Raw genomic sequence first — 20,959 nt, forward strand, 5'->3', positions numbered from 1 at the left:
ATACGCCCACAGCATCTTTTCTTCCATTTAATAAATCCATTTTGGATTAATTCAAAAAAATTTACATCGAATATAATAAATCGGCTTTTTTGCTGTTTATATATACGAGAGCGTTAATTTAGATGACGGGGATAGGTCGGTATGATTTATCCCCGTTCTTTTTTGGATCTTTTCGTCTTTATCTATTTCCCTTATCATTTGCCAGGGAAGCACGGAGAACACTGATCCTCAATTCTTATTCCAGGCGATCTGTTTTCTATAAATCAATAACAGATCGTACGAGTAAAGAATCTTTCAGCTTCTATCTCATCGCATTTTCATCTCTTCAGGTTTTACACACAATTGTAAACTTTAGTATTTAATTGGTATATCGGGAAAAGTCGATATACATTTGTGGCATGGATCACGTAGAAATATTCAAAGCCCTTTCGAACAAAACACGTTTACAGATTTTAGGCTGGTTAAAAGAACCAGAGCTGAATTTTCCTGAACAGCCAAATGCTGATTTTGATACCGTGGGAGTTTGTGTGGGGCAGATCCAGATCAAAAGTGGTTTATCTCAAAGCACCATTTCCGAATACCTTTCTATTCTGCAACGTGCCGATTTAATCAGTTCTACCCGTGTTGGGCAATGGACTTACTATAAACGGAATAAAGAAGGTTTAGAGAAATTAAGTAAAATCATCAATACAGCATTATAATTTTCAAAAAATATGAACACAGATAGTTTATTCAGGCCCTTTAGCCTTAAAACATTAAATACTAAAAATAGAATCGTGATGGCCCCGATGACGCGGTCGTTTTCTCCTGGTGGCGTACCAACGCCTGAAGTTGCAGCATATTACACAAAAAGAGCAGCTGGTGAAGTGGGTTTAATCCTTTCAGAGGGAACGGTAATTAACCGCCCATCTTCATCCGCAGATCCTAACATCCCTCATTTTTATGGTACTGAAGCATTAGCAGGCTGGGAAAATGTAATTAAAGGTGTTCACCAGGCTGGCGGTAAAATGGGCCCTCAGATCTGGCACCAGGGCGTAATGGATAATCATGCTTCAGGATGGTTGCCAAGCACCCCATTCGAAGGCCCATCTGGCTTAAACAAACCGGGTTTCGAAAACGGGATACCGATGACAGACGCTGCCATTGCTGATACCATCGCGGCTTTTGGCCAGGCTGCTGCAGATGCCAAAGCTTTAGGTTTTGATACCGTAGAAATACATGGTGCACATCAATACCTGATCGATCAATTTTTCTGGGATGGAACAAACAACCGTACCGATATTTATGGTGGCAAAACTTTGGCCGAACGCACCCGTTTCGGTGTTGAAGTGATTAAAGAAGTACGCAAAAGAGTTGGCGAAGATTTCGCTGTAATTATCCGCTTATCGCAATTTAAACCTGCCGCTTACGATTTTAAACTCGCTAAAAACGAACAGGAACTAGAACAATGGTTAACGCCTTTGGCTGAAGCCGGAATTGATATTTTCCACTGTTCGCAACGCCGTTTCTGGGAACCGGAGTTTGAAGGTTCGGATTTGAATTTTGCAGGCTGGGCTAAAAAAGTAACTGGTAAAGCCACTATCTCAGTAGGTTCTGTTGGCCTGGATGGGGATTTCTTTGGTGCATTTGCAGGTCAAAGTTCCCAACCAAGCTCTTTAGATGAATTGGTACGCAGAATGGACCGAGGTGATTTTGACTTGGTAGCCGTTGGCCGTCCACTTTTAGCAGACCCGAACTGGGTAGAAAAAATTAAATATAACCGTACTGAAGAATTAAAAGGCTTTAGTAAAGAAGCTTTAATGGAATTGGTATAAAAACCATATTTTTTCTTTTTAAGTTAGAAAGCATCCTGAAAGGGATGCTTTTTTTGTTGGTTGTGAGGTCAGATGTTACCATCTGACTGCACAAGGACAGGCGAAATGGAAAAACTGAGTGAGTTTAAAAGATTTCTAGCCTTATTTTAAGGAAAGCAATTCCTGTGATACTTCGGTTGCGCCAGTCCCGTCCTTTGCTTAATCCGACTGAAAAGTCGGGATAACGCTGTCGGCCGGGTTTATTTAACCTCTAACAGCAGCACTGTCGTTGCCACCTAAACCCCTGCCTGCAGCAGGCAGGCGATCAAAGCGAAATGCTAATTTCCTTCAAATTGGCAGAAGCGGGAGCGGGACTACCATAACCCAAAAGCTTCAGCACCTGCTTTCCAAAAAAATCTTAATTCATTTTCCCGTAGTGTCGGATATTGCTAGCTGACTGCACAAGGCCTAATCCTCAATCCATTTAACCTACATTTTTGATTTAAATATTTAAAAAACTCTCTTTATTTACGATTTTAAACCTAATAAATCAGTCAGATGGTAACATCTGACTGCACATCTACGGAATGAAGAGATCTTTGTCAATTGGCTATTAGTGATATTTATAAGATTGCTTCATACCTCGCATTGACGATATTTTTCCTTAAATTCACGTCATTAAAAAATTGATCATCCCATGTCGAATATTAAACTTATTATCGAAGAAAGACCTGCGAATATTGGTAATTTTATGGTTGGCAGGCTGCTGCCTTTTAGAGAGAAACGTATGGTTGGGCCTTTTTCTTTTATCGATCATATGGGGCCTGCCGCGATGAGTGACCATGAAAATCTTGATGTTCCACCGCATCCACACATCGGTTTATCTACGCTTACTTTTTTATTTGAGGGAGAAATTACACATAAAGACAGTTTAGGTTCAGATATCGTAATTAAACCTGGCCAGGTAAACTGGATGACTTCTGGTAGTGGCATTGTACACTCAGAGAGAACACCGGAATATCTTCGCCACACTGATAAGATGTTGCATGGTTTGCAGATCTGGGTGGCACTGCCTAAAGACTTAGAACAGATGGATCCTGAATTTTGCCACGTTGAAGGTGCGGATATTCCAACCTGGACGCAAGATGGTGTTGAGATCAAATTGATCGCGGGCGACGCTTTTGGCCGTAAATCGCCCGTTCCGGTTTATAGTCCCTTATACTTTTTAGAATTGAAAAGCACCAAACTACAAAAAGTAAGCATTGGCGATTATCTTTTTGGTGAAAGTGCACTATACATTTTAGAAGGTGCCATTGAAAGTGATGGCCATATTTTCGAACCGCGCCTGATTTTAATCGCAAACGATGCCAAACTGTGTGAGTTTACCATGCACGAAAATACCACAGTCTACATATTTGGAGGCGAAGCTTTTCCCGAAGAACGTTTTATTTACTGGAATTTTGTAGCATCAGATAAGGAATTAATTGAGAAAGCCAAAAAAAAATGGCTGGATCAAAGCTTTAAACCAGTTCCCGGTGAGACAGATTTTGTGCCCCTACCCGATCCCATCAGGAACATTAAACATTAATTCCTTTTAAATAAATTCATATTTACCGAAACCGCCACACCTGTTGAGGACAATTTAGAATTTCCGTAACCGATATCTGTTAAGGGGATTTTCATAAAAGGTTTGGCACTGATGCTTAAGTTATTGTTTATTTTGTGCTGAAACTCCACGCCCACGTTAGCGATGCCTAAATAATGTTGGTTTTGGCCTTTTACCTCGAAATCCTGAGGGCCTTTATAATCTCCGGCATAGGAATAACTGTATTTTTCCTTCAGCATTAAATAACTCGAAAGTCCTGTACTCACCGAAACCGAATTTCTATTATTTCCAAAAACCTTGTAATTTACATTTATAGGAATATCGATTACATCACAATTGGCGTGAATATTTGATGGTGCTACTTTAAAAACATAACTGCTGTTTGGATTATATAAACTAAAATCCGAATCATAAATTTTCTTTGCATAAGATGCCCCTGTGGTGATACTCAGTTTTTTGGTGATGAGATAGGTAGCTTCCACACCAAAACCACCGCTTAAACTACTTTGCCCCGATTTTTGTACACTGGTTAAATCTGGTGCCGCTAAAATACTCAGTACAAACCGCGATTTTTGTTTCACAACCGGTGCCTTAATCCGCTCAGGCTTACCTGCCGCCACACTCGTAGTCAAGTTCTGATCTTTATTAAATGCAACAGGATCGATTGCTGAGCTTAAGCTTGGTTGATATACCATATCGGCCAATAAATTGGCTTTACCGGTTTCAGTTCCGATTGCATTTTGACCAATTTCTATATTAGCAAGGCCTTTTTGCTCCCCTTTATCAATTGCTTCATTACCGCCCCGCCTTACAGCTACAGAAGTTGAATCTATAATTCCTGTCTGATCAGTTCCGCTTCCTGGCGCTTCGGTTAAACTTCCAGCATTATTTTTCGGTTGATTGTTATTTTGATCACCCTTATCGGTTTTCACCACAGCTTTAACATCAGTTTTATCAACGGTTGGCTTAACCAGTAAAAACACTACCAATAACATTGCGGCTATCCCAGCCAAAGCAGTAAGCCATATTAGAGGCACAATACGCCTTTTTGGTGTTGGATGCAATCTTTCCTCCAGATCATCCCAATCTAAATCATTAAAAGGAAGATCGGGATTTTCCAACCCATCCTTAAATAATTTATCTATATCTTTTCCCTCTTTCATTGCATGTTTGTATTTAACCTCACCTGTAAAAGGTTTCTGTCTACCCCCGAACTCCTTACCTGGTAAGTTTTCGCATCGGTAGCTTTTAGCATTTCCTGTAATTTTTGCCTCGCCTTAAACAGGTTCGACTTTGATGTTCCTACCGATATCCCCAACATGTCGGCAATTTCTTCGTGTGCATATCCATCTATCGCAAAAAGGTTAAAAACCGTTCGATATGCCGGACTTAAATTTTGCACCAATGCCAACAGATCATGATAGGCCAGTTTATCGTACACCGAATTTGTCTGGGAAATATTTTCGTAATCCTGAATATCTAAGTGATCGGCAAATTTTAAATTGGCGCGGTAATAATCTATAGCTGTATTGGTAATGATCCGCCCAAGCCAGGGTAAAAAGGCCTTCGAAGTTTCATATTTGGTTATATTTTTAAAGGCTTTAAAAAAACCATCGTTCAGTATCCCTGCAGCATCCAACCGATCATTTGCATAGCGCAAACAGATACCCATGGCAAAGCTATAGAAATGTTTGTATAGTGCTTTCTGACTATCTCTTTCATTCCTAATGCATCCCTGAATATACTTTTGTACTAAATCTTCACTATCGCGGTTAGTGGTCACAAGTTCTCCTTTCAAAACACTTTACGGTAAGAAATAACAAAAGGTTGCTTCAAAAAATATTTTTTTGATAATTATTTTATTTTGTTCGTTTTGGCTGAAAATCTTCTTTCTGCAAGCAACCATTTACAACCTGACGGCGTAATAGCGGCATATCAATTTATTAATTTAAAATTAAATACAAAAATCCTATGCTAATCTACTTAAAAAAAAATCTATTGGCTGTATTGTGTGTAGCCATGGTATTTACTGCCTGCAAGAAAAACAGTTCCGAAGAGCCTACAACTCCACCTGTTACCAATAACAATAAGGGAATCCAATTGGCCACTGACGCAAAATTTGGATCGGTGCTAACGGATAAAGACGGTAAAACCTTATATTTCTTTTCATCTGATGCCGCCGGTGCGCCAACTTGTACAGGAGGTTGCGAAACAACCTGGCCACTTTATTATTCTGCTGATGCGAGTACAGATTTAAACCTGAACAAAGCTGAGGTTGGTGAAGTGACCAGAGCCGATGGACGTAAACAAAGTACCTATCGCGGTTACCCGCTGTACTACTTTGCAGGCGACGCGGCAAAAGGTGAAATTAAAGGCGATGGTGTGGGTGGAATCTGGTTTGTAGCTAAGCCCGATTATTCATTAATGCTGGCTAATGCGCAATTAACAGGAAAGGTAGCTGGAGTAAGCACCAATTTCACGAATACTTATACCGTAGGAGATGGTAAAACCGTTTACCTAACCGATAACAAAGGACGCACCTTGTATGCTTTTGCACCAGATAAAAACGGCCTAAATACTTACACAAAAGGTGCCACACAAGAAGGTATCTGGCCGGTTTACGAATCTGAAGTACTCAATTTGCCTTCGGCCATAACAAAAACCGATATCAGTGTAATTACTGTAGCCACAATTAGTAAAAAACAGTTAACCTATAAAGGGTGGCCTTTATATTATTATGTACCTGATGTGAATAGAGGAGATAATCAAGGCTTTTTAGTGGGGAAAACGCCTGGCTCGGTATGGCCGGTATTACAGTTAAACGCAACGGTTGCTCCGGCACCATAAAACACTTGGGTTAGGCGGGTAGAATGGTCGGCTGTTTCTTTTACAGCCGGCCTTTTTTTATACTTCTAATAAAGCCTGCTTAATTTTCTCGGCCGCCCCGGCCAATTCCTCGTCGCTTGGCTTTAGTTTTTCTTTACTAAAGTTCATGTCGCTTACATTGTTCATCGGTATCAAATGAATATGTGCATGCGGTACTTCCAATCCAATTACCGAAACGCCCACTTTTTTACATGGGAAAGCTATCTTTACACCTTTAGCTACAATTTTGGCAAACATCCAAAGGCCAACATATAAATCTTCATCCATATCGAAGATATAGTCGATCTCCACTTTCGGGATCACCAGAACATGGCCCGCAGTTAAGGGCTGAACATCTAAAAAAGCTAAATATTCTACGGTTTCGGCTACAATATGTGCAGGGATTTCGCCTGCAACGATTTTTGAAAAGATAGTCATGAGATAGAAGGTTAAATTTATAGGGCTGGGTGGTAAGGGTTAAGCGTTTGGCGAAAGGCAATTAGCCGCTTGTCGCCAAACGCGATCCGCTTATCTCGAAATCTCTAAAACTTCGAACTGCATTTTACCTGCAGGAACTTCAATTTCGGCGAATTCGCCCACCGATTTACCCAGTAAACCTTGTGCAATAGGCGATTTAACAGATATTTTTCCTGTTTTTAAATCCGCTTCTGTTTCGGCTACCAATTGGTAAGTCATGGTTGCACCGTTTTTAACATTTTTTATCTTTACGATAGATAATGCCAGCACTTTCGATAAATCCAGTTTGGACTCATCAATTAAACGTGCATTCGCCAACGTATTCTTTAATTTTGAAATTTTTGCTTCATGCAATCCCTGCGCCTCTTTGGCTGCATCGTATTCTGCATTCTCCGATAAATCACCTTTATCCCTTGCTTCTGCAATTGCTTTAGATATCAGCTGACGACCGGTGGTAGTTAAATAATGAACTTCCTCTTTTAATTTATCTAACCCCTCTTGGGTGTAGTACGTTACCTCTGTCATTGCTCTATTAATTTTTATTCAAACGCTATAAAAAACAAACAAGACTATATAGTTGGTTTGCTACATAGTCTTGCTTCAATTATAACGAAGATAAATTGTGGAAATTACAAAAGCAAATAAATACTAATGATTTTTATGATTTAAGGATGAATAGGATTCAATAACCCCCTAAAATAGGGTGAATGAGAACAGATGCCATCCCTGCCTACCTTATAAATATATTCAGACTTAAGCACTAAAAACGTAATATTAAATCATCACGCATTCAAAAATCTATCATCCAATCATTTTCTAATTCAATCATTAATTCTATTTTTATCTAAAATTATTCGTAAAAAAAATGAAAAAGATATTCTCTATTGCCCTACTCTTCTGTTTGGGTGGATATATGGCATCTGCCCAGGAGCTTTATATGCCCCGCAACATTAAAGCGGCATATACTAAAGGCACCCGTTCAATGAGTGGAAAACCAGGACCAAATTATTGGCAAAACCATGGCAAGTACAATATGGACATTAAGGTAGATGCCGAAACCAAAGTAGTGAGTGGTAAAGAAGAAATTTTATACAGCAACAACAGTACAGATACCTTAAAAACCCTGGCCATCCGTTTTGTAAACAACCTGCATAAACCTACCTCTCCAAGAGGCGGCGCGGTTAGTGAAGATTTTTTGAGCACAGGTTTAAACATCACCGCTTTCTCGGTAGATGGCGAAACCTATAAGGTAGATAGCAAAAGCTGGGGAACAGTTGGCAATGTAAAACTGAAGAAACCTTTAGCTCCAAAATCGAAAATTACCGTTAAAATAGAATGGGATTACCCATTATCAAAAGAAAGCGGTCGTGAAGGGCAGATTGATCCAAATTCGTTCTTTGTGGCCTATAGTTATCCACGAATTTCGGTATTTGACGATTATAATGGCTGGGATCGCATCCCACATACCGATAGAGCAGAGTTTTACAACGACTTTAACGATTATGAATTCTCGATCAAAGCGCCTAAAAATTATGTGGTTTATGCCACAGGCGATTTTTTAAATCCAGATGAAGTGCTACAACCTGAAATTGCTACGCGTTTAAAAAAATCATACAATAGTGATGAAGTAATCCACATTGCTACCGAGCAGGAAATGAAAGATGGCAAGGTAACACAGCAAAAAGATTGGAACACCTGGAAATTCGCAGTTAAGCACATTACCGATGTTACCTTTGCTTTAAGCAACCATTATGTATGGGATGGAGCAAGTGTAATCGTTGATAAAAAGACCAACCGCAGGGCCAGTGCTCAGGCCGCTTATAATCCAACTACAGGAAAAGATTTTGTAAACTCGGTTAAATATAACCTAAATGCTCTAGACTGGTTTTCGAACAATTGGCCGGGCATTCCCTATCCTTATGTAAAAACCATTGCTTTCCAGGGTTTTGCAGATATGGAATACCCAATGATGGTAAACGATTCGCAATTTGGCGATCCTGTTTTTGCACAATTGGTTCAGGACCATGAAGTGGCACATACTTATTTCCCTTTTTATATGGGTATTAATGAAACCCGTTATGCCTATATGGATGAGGGTTGGGCCACCACATTCGAATATTTAATCGGTATTGCCGAACATGGTAAGGAAGCTGCCGACAAATTTTATAAAAACTTCAGGGTAAACCAATATATCAACGATAAATCGACAGAAGAAGACCAGCCTATAATTTCGATGTCTGATCAGGTTTCGGGCGCTGGTTATGGAAATAACTCGTACGGAAAAGCTTCACTATCTTATTTAGCTTTAAAAGACATGCTTGGTGACGATTTATTTAAAAAAGCGCTGCATAATTATATGAATAACTGGAATGGCAAACATCCTATTCCATGGGATTATTTTAACTCGATGAATGCAGGTGCCGGACAAAACTTAAACTGGTTTTTTCAAAATTGGTTCTTCACCAACAATTACCTCGATTTGGCCATTACCAAGGTTACACCCGCAAAAGGAAAATCGACCGTAACCATTAAAAATATTGGCGGTTTTGCCATTCCCTTTGATGTGGTAGTTACCTATACAGATGGAAAAGCAGATACTATCCACAAAAACCCTGCGGTTTGGAAAGCGAACCAGAAAGAAGTGAGTATAATTGTTAACTCCTCTAAAAAAGTAAAATCGATCAGTTTGGATAATGGCATTTACATGGATGCCACGCCAGCGGATAATGTTTGGTCAGCTAAATAGTTGGCAGTTTACAGTTTTCAGTTGGCGGTTCGATATGGCTACCAACTGAAAATTTAATAGCCCTCGTTTGTCACAAAGTGATTCCCTTAGAATAACGAAGATTATCAGTCCCTTTTACAACAAGTCACCCACATTTTGCAATAATGCACCTGCACTTTACAACAAGACGCCCGCATTTTGCAACAAGACGCCTGCATTTTGCAACAAGGCACCCGCCATTTACAACAAGACGCCTGCATTTTGCAATATCGCTCCTGCAATTAGCAACAACGTCCCTTCAATTTACAACAAGGCTCCTGCAATTATCAATAACGCTCCTGCAACTTATAAAAATGCGGAAAAACCTTAAATATGGTGTGGATTCAGCCAAAGTCGACCGCCAATTGAAAACTGTTAATTGAGACTGCGGACTAGTAACTGAGCACGGGCTCGTGTTTAACCGGAAAATTTAATGAATTGGCAATAAAACACATTTTATTGGCCTCGTGATGCAGTGATGCGGCAAGCTCATAATGTGCCTTATCTGCTATTAATACCTGTGGGTGTAGTGTAACTTCTTTAAACCTGCCACTTCCATCAGCCAGTTCTTCCATCGTACCAACAGCCTCATCTTTATAATCGATGACTACGATCTCGTTTTTAGAACATAAGTGTAAATACCACAACATATGGCAGCTCGAAATCGAGGCCAGTAAAAGATCTTCGGGATTGTATTTAGATTTATCACCCAGGAAGGCAGAATCTGATGAACCTGAAATATCGGCCTTGCCCTTTACTGAAATTACATAATCGCGGTCGTAAGAACGGTAATCCATTGTGCCCGAGCCTTTATTGCCCGTCCAGGTAACTGTAGTTGAATATAAATGATCTTTCGGCATGGTAAAATTGGTTAGATTGTATAGCCAATTTAAGAAAATAAAATTGAGATTTATTTCTTTTTTAGACCTATGAGGTTTTAAAAACCTTCAATACATCATCTCGTAGCAAAAAATAAACCCATCGCTTTGGTGCTCAATCCTATTTGAAAAGCATAACCTGGCGCCCTTCGGCTCCTAAAGTCCTGCTATCGCTTCAAGTCCTGCCCGATGAAAAAAAATCAGGATGCGGAGCGTTAAACCCCTGTTCATAAACCCGATCCGATAGCTATCGGATGCAATGAAAAACCCACAGCGCAGCGAGGACTTGTAATGAAAAGCGGGACAGAACCCAACTATTTGCAATGCCCCTGCTTTCCACAATCAAAATAAATAAGGATCATACCCGCTAAAAATTAAGTCCACTTAGTTTTTCCGCTAAAACCTCCGAAATCTTGCGGTACGAATCAAACGTCCAGCCGCCAACATGCGGGGTTAAAATCACCTGATCATTCTGCCTTAATTCATCATACCAAGCTTGCTCGGCTAATGCCGGAAATTTCTCCGTTTGCAATACATCTAAGCCCGCACCTAGAATCTTTCCTGTTTTTATGGCATTTAGCACCGCTGGCGTATTTACAATTTCTCCCCTCGCCGTATTGATAAAGAAAATAGGTTTTTTAAAATGGAAGAAATATTCATCATCCACCATTTGTTTGGTTTCGGCAGTTAGTGGAATATGCAAACTCAATACATCACTGTGTTTCACAATCTCTTCCATGCTTACCTCACGCGCAAAAGCATCAGAAAAACCGGTTTTATATTTATCGTAAGCCATTACATCTACCTCGAAACCAGCAAGCTTCTTTGCAAAACTTTGCCCCATAAAACCGTAGCCAATAATCCCAACTTTTTTCCCCTTCAGTTCATAACCACGGTTTCCTTCTCTATCCCAAATGCCATTCCTGATTTCGATATCGGCCCTGCGGAAATTGTTCATCAACGATAAAAGCAAACCTGTGGCATGTTCGCCAACCGCATCGCAATTGCCTTCGGGTGCATTAATCAATTCAATATTCCGCTCGAAAGCAATTTTATCATCAATATTATCCAGTCCCGCCCCTGCCCTGGCCACAAACTTTAAATTTGGTGCAGCAGCAAAAATTTCGGCATCAATCCTAAATTTCGTCCGAACGGCAATGCCTGTATAATCTTTTATTTTATCTAATGTTTGTTGGCGCGTAATCTGTGGTTCATCATCAACCTCATAACCCATGGCAATGGCCTGCTCCTTAAATGCAGGGTGAAGATCATCAACAATTAATATCTTATTCATAATAAACAAAAGTAACATTTTGCAAATTGTTCAATTGTAATATTCCTTATTGTTTTGCCAAAACCGGGAATTCGCAATCTTTAAAGTCAGCTGAAGATTACCCACAAAAATATTACTATAAAATGGCTGTAATAAAACAGTTACGCCTCCTTAATTAAACTTAGTTGCCGTTACTTTGTCTCCCTTTACAAAAACACACGAAATTTTATTTTTTAATGAGACTTTTACAATCGAGAACAATACAGATTACCCTTTTACTTTTAAGCTTATCATTTAGCCTTTTCGCCCAAACAGGTGGGAAAGCAAAAATTACCGGAGTACTTAAAGACGCAAAAACACAAGAAACCATTCCCTTTGCTACAGCTGTTCTAATCAATAAAGCCACTGCAAAAAATACCAAAATCGTTCAAACAGATGTAAATGGTGCATTTGTGATGACCGATATCCCTACAGGAACATTTACCTTTAAAATAAGTTTTGTAGGTTACCAAACCATGGTTAGGGATAATGTGGCCATTACTGCTACAACGGGCACATTAAACTTTGGCGAGATCAAGATGAACCCGGCAAAAGGAAATGTACTGAGCGAAATCACCGTTACCGGCCAGAAACAGGGCATGCAGATGGGTATTGATAAAAAGATTTTCGCTGTAGACCAGAGCGTGATCAGCGAAGGTGGCTCAGCAGGAGATTTATTGCAGAATGTACCATCAGTTTCTACCGATATGGATGGCAATGTAAGTTTACGCGGTTCAACCGGTGTAAAAGTGTTAATTGACGGCAAACCATCATTAATTGCAGGTGGTAACGTAGCGCAGATTCTTCAGTCTATCCCGGCAAGTTCTATCGAAAGTGTTGAGGTAATTACCAATCCATCGGCAAAATATGACGCTGAAGGCCAATCGGGTATCATCAACATTGTACTGAAGAAAAATACAAAATTGGGCTTTAACGGTTCAGTTGCCTTAACTGCTGGTAACCGCGATAACTATAACGCCAATACCAATCTAAGTTTTCAGAACAGTAAGGTAAACATTTATGGTAACTACGGATACCGTTATGGCAACCGTATTGGTGGCGGTTTTCAGGATATTACTTATAAATCAGATTCGTTAAGAACAAGGTTTGCCAATCAAAATACGGTTTCCAGATCATTGGACAAAGGACACAATGCCAAAGCAGGTATTGATTATTATCTGGCACCAAAAAGTGTGATCAGCTTGTCAGGTGGTTTTAACTCAAGAGAAAATGAGCGTAACGAACAGCTCGATATCAGACAATTAGATGTAAATCATTCGCCTGTACTCCTGAGCAACAGAACCAATAGTACTGATGGTTATGGCAATAGTTATGATGCAAATTTAGATTACGTACAGAAGTTTAAAAAACCAAAAGAAGAACTGACTTTTAACTTTGGTTACTCTTACGGCACAAACAATAGCGATCAATACTACAGCACCAATACCACCAACCGTAACGGTATGCCAATTGATGAAACCTTAAGCTTACAACGCGTATTTAATACCGGCAACAATACCAATTACAACATCCAAACAGATTATGCATTGCCTGTTGGTAAAGCTGGTAAAATTGAAGTGGGTTACCGCAGCCAGATCCGCTTGGGCGAAAATGATCAATATGCAGATTCGATCCCTACAAATACAAATATTTATATCAGTAATAATAAGTTAATTAATGGCTTCGATAGTAAGGATCAGGTACATGCACTATATTTCAATTACCAGAACCAGATTAAAGATTTTGGTTACCAAATAGGTTTAAGAGGAGAAGATGCACGTTTAGACACCCATTTAGAGGGTTACACGGGCAATGTATTAACTACTGCCGAAGGAAACATCCACTATAAAAGAATATATCCAAGTGTTTTTTTAACGCAGAAACTGAAAGGTGATAATCAACTTCAATTGAGTTATACACGCCGGGTAAACCGTCCACGCCCTTGGGATACCAATCCATTTTTGGATGTTTCTGATCCTTTAAACTACAGAGGTGGTAACCCGAATTTATTACCGGAGGACGTACACTCTTTTGAGCTGGGCTATAGTAAATACTGGAAAAAAGTAACCTTAACATCAAGCTTGTATTTCCGTCAAACCAATGATGTGATTCAACGGGTAAGAAGTACACCTGTTAATGGAATTATTACTTCAACCCCTCAAAACCTGACCAATCAGATCAATAGTGGTTTAGAACTAATCGGCCGTTTTGACTTGATCAAAGCTTTGAATTTTACAACCAACGTAAACCTGTATCAGGCCAAGTTTGCCGGCGATGCGCGATTTGATATCCCATCAAGCAGTGGCTTTAGTTGGAATGCCAACTTAACCGGAAATTTAACCGTAGTTAAAAACTTATCGTTACAGGTACGTGGCGATTACAGGGCGCCAGAGGTAATGGCGCAAGGAAAACGTAACGCCATGTATGGCATTGATGGCGGTGCCAAATATGATTTCCCGAATAAAAAGGCATCCTTAAGTTTCAATGTTAGAGATGTATTTAACACCAGAAGATGGAGCATGACCACCGAAGATAGGGCCACAATTGTTGATTTTGAAAGACAGATGCAGGGCACAATGGGTAACCTTACCTTCTCTTACCGTTTTGGAAAAACCACCTTTACGGGCACGAATAAAAAGAAGAAAGAAGATCAGGATAACCGACCTGATGAAGGATCATTTTAATAACTTAGGGAGCTTAGAAAATTATTTCTAAGCTCCTTTTTTTTAACTAATCGGATATTGGAAAAACTTTTACCCAAGCTTTGCTTTACCCTGTTTATTTTACTCAACGCCATTGCTGCGTTTGCGGTAGAAAAAGGCGTGATCAGCGGAAAAGTGGTAGAAGAAATTGGGGGATTATCTATTCCATCAGCCATAATTGCGGTCTATCCTGAAGGATCTGAACAGCCCGTTATTACCTCTGCCACCGATGAAGAGGGACGTTTCAGCATTAAAAACCTCAAAACAGGCAATTATAGTATTAGGGTAAGTTTTGTGGGCTATGTGCCGCTAAAAGTAAATGGTATCGCCATTACCGAAGAAGATTTCGATAAAAACCTGGGGGCTTTAAAATTAACCTCCGATCAGAACTCCTTACAGGAAGTAACCATTACCGTTCAAAAGCCACCTATCGAATTTGGTGCTGATGGTGTTACCTATAATGTAAGCTCCACTCTTCTGGCTGAAGGGAGTACCGCCACAGATGTGTTGAAAAACGTACCCATGGTACAGGTTGATATTGATGGCAACGCCACTATTGCCGGAAAAAGAAACACCAGGATTTTTATCGATGGCAAACCTTCTGATTACATGACATCGAACATTGCCGATCTGCTGAATGTGCTTCCCTCTGACGCCATTGATAAAATAGAAGTACTCACCAATCCACCATCTAAATATAGTGGAGATGGCGAAGGGATTATCAACATTGTGATGAAAAAAGGTTTCAAGGTAGGCTTTAATGGAAATGTGGGCGTCTCAAGCGGACTGCAGGGTAATGGCAATACCAATGCAAACGCTTCTTACAGAAAAAAATCTTACGCATTAAACGGAAGTGCAGCATACCGGTATAACGTTGGTAAAAGTGATAGCCATAACTTCCGAGAAAACTTTTTTCCCGATACTACCTTTTACTACGACCAATATGGCGCTAACCGCAACCACAATAACGGAGGGAACTTTAGATCAGGCTTGGATTGGGCCATCAGTCCGAAGCAAAGTTTACGCTTATCAAGCAATTATAACCTCAACAATTCCAATTCAAATGCCGCAACCGATCTTCATTACTTAAACGAAAACCGTATAGAAAGTCGTTTGCGTAATCAGCTAAACACCGGAAAAGGCCATAGCAATAATTTTGTATTTAACGCCGATTATGATCTGCTAACAGACACTAGTGGTGGCAAAATATCGCTAGGTTTAAACTTCAACACCAATAAAAGCATTGATTTCCGAGAGTATAGTACCACCTACGCGCAACCAGGCACATCGGCACCTACCTTACAGCAAAATAATAACAATACAGGGAACAGGGGATTAAATATGACCCTTGACTATGAAAAACCCATCTTTAAAAAGCGCGACCGGATCGAAGCCGGCCTGGCCTTTAATTACAGAAAGAATGATAATGACCTGCGGATTGAGAATTTCAATTTCACCTCCCAGCAATTTGTACGGAACGAGAAATTATCGAACCAGTTTTTATACAATGAAAATATAGCGGCCGCTTATGCCTCTTACAATTATCGCAATGTAGGTTGGGGTATAAAGACGGGTGTAAGAGCCGAACTTACCGATGTAGCCTTTGATTTATCTACCGGACAGAATTACAATGTAAAACCTTATCTGAGCATTTTTCCAAATTTATCTTTAAACCGCTTTTACCGCAAACGCTACAACATTGGCGCTACGTATAGCATTCGAGTAAACCGTCCGCGGGAAAACACGTTGAATCCGCAGGTAAACAATGTAGATACACTTAATATATCTTACGGAAATCCCAATCTTTCTCCGGCTTATACGCATCAATTTGATGTTAATTTCGGTGCATTTGGTCAAAAATGGTCTTTTAACCCGAGGCTTTCTTACTCCACCAGTCAAGGGGTAATAGAACGTTATCGTACAGTTACTTTAATCCCAGGCTCCAATACTGCACGATCTGAAAGCACCTTTGACAATGTGGGCACAAATAATTCACTTTCGCTCATCCTAATTGGAAATTACCGTCCTAATAACAAGATATCAGCCAATGGAAATTTCAGTGTAATCCAAAGTAACTACAAATCGCAATTAAACAGCTCACTAAACCGTGATGGTTTAAGCTTTAGGGCTGCAATTGGCTTATCCATGCAGTTACCCCTCAAAACTGCTTTCGAATCGAACCTGAATTATGCGAATAATACCAATGCACAAGGCAGGAACAAAGGTTCTATGACTTCTAATTTCTCGGCACGAAAAGTTTTTTTTAATAACAGGCTAAACCTCCGTCTAACCATAAATGATATTTTAGGAAACAGAACAAATACTTTTTACAATGAAGGACAGAATTTTAGATTGGAGAATTATTCAACCAATAACACGCAAAACTTCACCTTTAGTCTGAATTATCGCTTTACTAAAATTACAGTAAATAAAATTCCGCCACCACCAGTAAAACCACAGTAATAAATCATATTTGTATCTTGCGGCATGGAAGAGATTAACCCCTGGAAAACGCTAGAGAGCGATGTAAAATATGATAACAACTGGATCCGCCTAACTGAACACCAGGTTATTAATCCATCTGGCGGAAGGGGAATTTATGGTACGGTTCATTTTAAGAATCTGGCCATCGGAATCCTCACTTTAGATGAAAACCACAATACCTGGCTGGTTGGTCAATACCGATATGCCTTAAATGCTTACAGCTGGGAAATTCCGGAAGGCGGTGGGCCATTTCATGAAGCACCGCTAGAAAGTGCCCGAAGGGAATTGTTAGAAGAAACGGGTATGAGTGCCAGAAACTGGAAAGAGATCCAAAGGATGCACCTATCCAATTCCGTAAGCGACGAACTCAGCATCATCTATGTGGCCACTGATTTGATTCAGGGCATTGCTATGCCCGAGGAAACAGAAGAACTCGTGGTTAAAAAATTGCCCTTTGATGAAGCCTATCAAATGGTTTTGGATGGCAAAATTACCGATTCGATGAGTGTTGCCGCAATCTTAAAAGCAAAACTGATGATGATCAATGGTGAATTGTAATCATGACGCCCCCCAAATGTTCCTAACGGAACGTAAAAAAGATTACCTGTTTTTTTCTACCCATGATATGTCCGGATGGGACATTGAAAGAAATTTAAAATAATCTAACTATTAAATTTGATTAATTAATCGTCATTAAATCCAGCGTTCCATTAATAAATTCACCCTACGAACTGCTGATCTGTTCCGTAGGAACAAATCCTGGGTAGAAAAATAACGTAGTTGTCCATTTTCGTTCCGTAGGAACGTTTCGTGACCTAATCAAAAATCTGGCGTATTATGAAAATCGATAAATAATTTCTAATTTAATTCACGATTGCAAGAAAACCATTTACAATCCAAGAAAGCCAGAGGGTTATGGCGCTTTCTCCTATTCAAAAAGTCATGTTCAACAAGTTATTCAATATATTCAAAACCAAGAGCATCACCATAAAAAGGGAACCTTCCTGCAGGAGTACAGCCGTTTCTTAAAAACATTTGAGATCGCCTACGAAGAAAAATACATCTTCAAAGAACCAGAATAATTTATTATTATCTTTGCGGTCTATTAAATCAACCAGATGAGCAAGCTTTTTGGATATATTTTAAGCCCTATTTTTTATATTTTCTTCGGATTAACCCTTTGCATCTTCCACCCTATACAATGGCTTTGTTTTAAGCTTTTTGGCTATAAGGCGCATAAAGTTTCTGTTGATATCCTTAATTTCTTTCTCACCTATTGCCAGATCTTTCTTTTTAATTCGATCAGTTTTAAAAACGAATACGATCTGCCAACGGATCGGCCGATTATTTTTGCAGCGAACCACCAGAGCATGTACGATATCCCTTCACTGATCTGGTTCTTAAGAAAGCACAGTGCTAAATTTATCTCCAAAATTGAGCTTACTAAAGGGATTCCTTCTATTTCCATTAACCTACGTTTGGGTGGTGGCGCAAATATCAACCGTAAAGACAACAAGCAGGCCATCTCCGAAATTATTAAGCTCGGCCGCAGAATGAAAGAGAACAACTGGAGTACCGTTATTTTCCCGGAGGGAACGCGTGCAAAAGATGGTCAGTTAAAAACCTTCCAGTTTGGAGGCATTGCCACCATTTTAAAGGTCGTACCCAATGCACTCGTAGTTCCGGTAGCCATAGAAAATTCATGGAAAATTGTGCGTTTTGGCATGTTTCCATTAACCACAGGCAACGCCTTAAAATGGACGGTTCTAAAACCCATCGAACCAGGTGTAAAAACAGCCAATGATATTACCCTGGAAGTAGAAAATGAAATCAGGAAAGTGTTAGGTCAGCCGATGGCGCAGCCTGCAACTTTGTAGTGTTCACCTTTTCTAAAAACATGATTCACATCAATCTCTCTGAGAAGGTCCTTTGACTCCGGTCAGGATGACAAATCAAAGGTAATATTCCGTGATTTTTGTGTTTCCGTGGCAAAAAAGGTGAATTGTTTGATCCGGTTCAGCGTTAAACATCTGGCGCCAAACGCCTTAAATATTCTTATTCCCAATTACCCTGAAGAATTCATCACGATACGTATCACCTACAGGGATAATTTTTTGGTTAATGGTAATGCGGCTACGCTCAATACTTTCGATCTTATCAACAGCAACAATGTAAGATTTGTGTACCCTGATAAACTGACTTTGAGGTAGTGCCTCTTCCATCTTTTTCATACTCTGCAGCGTAATTACACGCTCATCTTTGGTGAAGATCGAAATGTAATCCTTTAAACCCTCAATGAATAAAATGTCGTGCAAATAGATTTTTTGGATCTTATGTTCTGTTTTTACAAAAATATAATCCTGAACCGGGTTTGGTGATCCCGAAAATGGGGCAGGCGTAACGATTGGCTGTGCAACATTAGCCGGAGTTTCAACAGGCTTAACCTGATTATGTACTTTTTCTACTGCTTTATAAAAACGGTCGAATGCAATGGGCTTTAATAAATAATCCGAAACATTCAGATCATAACTTTCTAAAGCATATTGCGGGTAAGCGGTAGTTAAAATATAGTGGCATTTATTACCAGCAATTTTCAAAAACTGGATCCCTGTCAGCTCAGGCATCTGAATATCTAAAAACACAAGATCAATCCCTCCGCCCTGCACAATCTGCAAAGCTTCAATCGGGTTTTCGCACCTTTTAACCATGGTTAAAAAAGGTACTTTAGAAATATAATCCTGTAAAATATCAAGCGCTAGAGGCTCATCATCAACAACAATACAGTTTAAGTTCATTTTTGGTTATTATTTTTAATTCATGATGATCATCTATATCCGGTTTCCGGATTAGATATCAATCATCAGTTCACAGGTATAATGAGTAGCCGAATTTACAACATTTAATTTATATCTGTCGGGATAAACCAATTGTAATCTTCGTTCTACATTGGTTAAACCCACACCACCTTGTGCATCTTTATTCTGCTGGTTCTTTTTGTTGATGACACTAAAATGCAGAATTTTCTGATTAGCAATAATATTGATTTTTACCGGTTCAGCCGGATCGGTTACCACGCCATGTTTAAACGCATTTTCTACAAACGAAATCAACATTAAAGGTACAATTTTCTGATTATCAATTTCGCCGTTTAACGTAAGCTCGATATAAGCCCCATCCTTAAACCGTATTTTTTGCAGTTCGATATAACTGGTTAAATAATCTACTTCTTTGCTCAGTGCCACTGTTGGGGTATTGCTCTCGTAAATCATGTAACGCATAATTTCGGAAAGTTTCATAATGGCATCGGCAGTTTTATCCGACTTTTGATAAGCCAATGAGTAGATATTATTAAGGGAGTTAAAAAGGAAATGAGGATTTAACTGCGATTTTAAAAACTGAAGTTCCATTTCACGGCGCTCACTTTCTAAGTTACGCTGGATCCTTTCGCTTGCAAACCAATCGATAGTGAATTTAATAATACAGCTTGAAACCAGAAAAAAGCCGAGAACAAAAACCCGGTTTAGCGCGAAGTTATTTACTGACATTTCTGCCTTTTTGCCCTCCATATTAGTATAATGAAGAAGTTCTTCAGGATTTAAAACTGCTATAACCGTCTTTACAAACGCCGCAACAACAATTAAAAGCAGAAACGATATAATATATAACCAATATTTTTTCCGCTTTTTGATTAATGATGGAATAAGAAAAATGTAGTTAATATAGAATACCGAAACGTTTAAAATCCCAAAAACAAAAAACGACAGAAAATAATCTTTTGTAGTATGCACCTCTTTATCTAGCATACTTACAACTATAATAAAAAGAAATATTACCCCCCAAAAAATAGCATGTAATATTAAAGGGCCCCTGCTTTGTTTCATTCGAAATGTATTAAATAATGGTGAAGCTGATATACGTTTAACTAACGCATATTATTCAAGCCACAAAATAAATAAAGTTTTACCGATTTACTTACACAATCTACCAACGGGCATTTTTTTTCTACCAACGGCCCAATGGGCAAATTTTATCGACCAACGCCAAAAATGGCTGTTGATCTAGAATCTTGAACACTTGG

Annotated in this window: 17 protein-coding genes; 9 read left to right on the top strand and 8 right to left on the bottom strand. The window is 39.4% G+C overall.

The window, feature by feature from the left end:
- The first annotated feature begins 398 nt into the window (after nucleotides 1-398).
- The 3 genes from AC04Q1_RS17130 to AC04Q1_RS17140 all read left to right on the top strand — a co-directional run bounded on the left by AC04Q1_RS17130 (nucleotide 399) and on the right by AC04Q1_RS17140 (nucleotide 3,381).
- Nucleotides 399-701, top strand: coding sequence for an ArsR/SmtB family transcription factor (locus AC04Q1_RS17130; protein WP_478365796.1), 303 nt, complete (start codon nucleotides 399-401; stop codon nucleotides 699-701).
- A gap of 12 nt (nucleotides 702-713) precedes the next feature.
- Nucleotides 714-1,814: an NADH:flavin oxidoreductase gene (locus tag AC04Q1_RS17135; protein WP_478365797.1), complete on the top strand. Its 1,101-nt coding sequence runs from the start codon at nucleotides 714-716 to the stop codon at nucleotides 1,812-1,814.
- Nucleotides 1,815-2,490: 676 nt separating this feature from the next.
- Entirely contained in the window at nucleotides 2,491-3,381 is an 891-nt protein-coding gene (locus AC04Q1_RS17140) for a pirin family protein (RefSeq protein ID WP_478365798.1), read from the top strand.
- Here the strand turns inward: AC04Q1_RS17140 and AC04Q1_RS17145 are convergent.
- Nucleotides 3,378-4,562, bottom strand: a complete 1,185-nt coding sequence (locus AC04Q1_RS17145; RefSeq protein ID WP_478365799.1) for a hypothetical protein — start codon at nucleotides 4,560-4,562, stop codon at nucleotides 3,378-3,380. The genes AC04Q1_RS17140 and AC04Q1_RS17145 overlap by 4 nt on opposite strands.
- Nucleotides 4,559-5,197 carry an RNA polymerase sigma factor gene (locus tag AC04Q1_RS17150; RefSeq protein WP_478365800.1) on the bottom strand — a complete coding sequence of 213 codons (639 nt, stop codon included), beginning with the start codon at nucleotides 5,195-5,197 and terminating at the stop codon, nucleotides 4,559-4,561. Before AC04Q1_RS17150 ends, AC04Q1_RS17145 begins: the two co-directional genes overlap by 4 nt.
- Before the next feature lie 173 nt (nucleotides 5,198-5,370).
- Between AC04Q1_RS17150 and AC04Q1_RS17155 the strand changes: the two genes are divergently transcribed.
- Nucleotides 5,371-6,246 (top strand): hypothetical protein, encoded by an 876-nt coding sequence (locus tag AC04Q1_RS17155; protein ID WP_478365801.1) that lies wholly within the window; start codon nucleotides 5,371-5,373, stop codon nucleotides 6,244-6,246.
- Between the two features lie 57 nt (nucleotides 6,247-6,303).
- Here the strand turns inward: AC04Q1_RS17155 and AC04Q1_RS17160 are convergent, their stop codons facing one another.
- Nucleotides 6,304-6,702 carry an HIT family protein gene (locus tag AC04Q1_RS17160; protein WP_478365802.1) on the bottom strand — a complete coding sequence of 133 codons (399 nt, stop codon included), beginning with the start codon at nucleotides 6,700-6,702 and terminating at the stop codon, nucleotides 6,304-6,306.
- A gap of 90 nt (nucleotides 6,703-6,792) precedes the next feature.
- The gene (gene greA / locus AC04Q1_RS17165) at nucleotides 6,793-7,266 is read right to left on the bottom strand and encodes a transcription elongation factor GreA (RefSeq protein WP_029276724.1); all 474 of its coding nucleotides are present in this window, start codon (nucleotides 7,264-7,266) and stop codon (nucleotides 6,793-6,795) included.
- Between the two features lie 340 nt (nucleotides 7,267-7,606).
- Between greA and AC04Q1_RS17170 the strand changes: the two genes are divergently transcribed.
- The gene (locus AC04Q1_RS17170; RefSeq protein WP_478365803.1) at nucleotides 7,607-9,487 is read left to right on the top strand and encodes a M1 family metallopeptidase; all 1,881 of its coding nucleotides are present in this window, start codon (nucleotides 7,607-7,609) and stop codon (nucleotides 9,485-9,487) included.
- Nucleotides 9,488-9,897: 410 nt separating this feature from the next.
- Here AC04Q1_RS17170 and AC04Q1_RS17175 read toward each other — a convergent pair whose 3' ends face one another.
- Nucleotides 9,898-10,365 carry an OsmC family protein gene (locus AC04Q1_RS17175; protein ID WP_219076161.1) on the bottom strand — a complete coding sequence of 156 codons (468 nt, stop codon included), beginning with the start codon at nucleotides 10,363-10,365 and terminating at the stop codon, nucleotides 9,898-9,900.
- Nucleotides 10,366-10,750: 385 nt separating this feature from the next.
- On the bottom strand, nucleotides 10,751-11,677 hold the full coding sequence (locus AC04Q1_RS17180; RefSeq protein WP_478365804.1) for an NAD(P)-dependent oxidoreductase: 927 nt from the start codon (nucleotides 11,675-11,677) through the stop codon (nucleotides 10,751-10,753).
- 215 nt (nucleotides 11,678-11,892) lie between these two features.
- On the opposite strand from AC04Q1_RS17180, the gene AC04Q1_RS17185 reads away from it, so the two are divergent.
- The 4 genes from AC04Q1_RS17185 (at nucleotide 11,893) to AC04Q1_RS17200 (ending at nucleotide 18,758) form a co-directional block, all read left to right on the top strand.
- The gene (locus tag AC04Q1_RS17185; protein ID WP_478365805.1) at nucleotides 11,893-14,379 is read left to right on the top strand and encodes a TonB-dependent receptor; all 2,487 of its coding nucleotides are present in this window, start codon (nucleotides 11,893-11,895) and stop codon (nucleotides 14,377-14,379) included.
- A gap of 57 nt (nucleotides 14,380-14,436) precedes the next feature.
- Nucleotides 14,437-16,860 (top strand): TonB-dependent receptor, encoded by a 2,424-nt coding sequence (locus AC04Q1_RS17190; protein WP_478365806.1) that lies wholly within the window; start codon nucleotides 14,437-14,439, stop codon nucleotides 16,858-16,860.
- A gap of 24 nt (nucleotides 16,861-16,884) precedes the next feature.
- Nucleotides 16,885-17,439, top strand: coding sequence for an NUDIX domain-containing protein (locus AC04Q1_RS17195; RefSeq protein ID WP_478365807.1), 555 nt, complete (start codon nucleotides 16,885-16,887; stop codon nucleotides 17,437-17,439).
- Nucleotides 17,440-17,999: 560 nt separating this feature from the next.
- Nucleotides 18,000-18,758, top strand: a complete 759-nt coding sequence (locus AC04Q1_RS17200; RefSeq protein ID WP_478365808.1) for a lysophospholipid acyltransferase family protein — start codon at nucleotides 18,000-18,002, stop codon at nucleotides 18,756-18,758.
- Between the two features lie 168 nt (nucleotides 18,759-18,926).
- Here AC04Q1_RS17200 and AC04Q1_RS17205 read toward each other — a convergent pair whose 3' ends face one another.
- Entirely contained in the window at nucleotides 18,927-19,676 is a 750-nt protein-coding gene (locus tag AC04Q1_RS17205; protein ID WP_478365809.1) for a LytR/AlgR family response regulator transcription factor, read from the bottom strand.
- Nucleotides 19,677-19,727: 51 nt separating this feature from the next.
- Nucleotides 19,728-20,684 carry a sensor histidine kinase gene (locus AC04Q1_RS17210; RefSeq protein ID WP_478365810.1) on the bottom strand — a complete coding sequence of 319 codons (957 nt, stop codon included), beginning with the start codon at nucleotides 20,682-20,684 and terminating at the stop codon, nucleotides 19,728-19,730.
- Nucleotides 20,685-20,959 lie beyond the last annotated feature (275 nt).

This window comes from Pedobacter humicola (assembly GCF_056490705.1).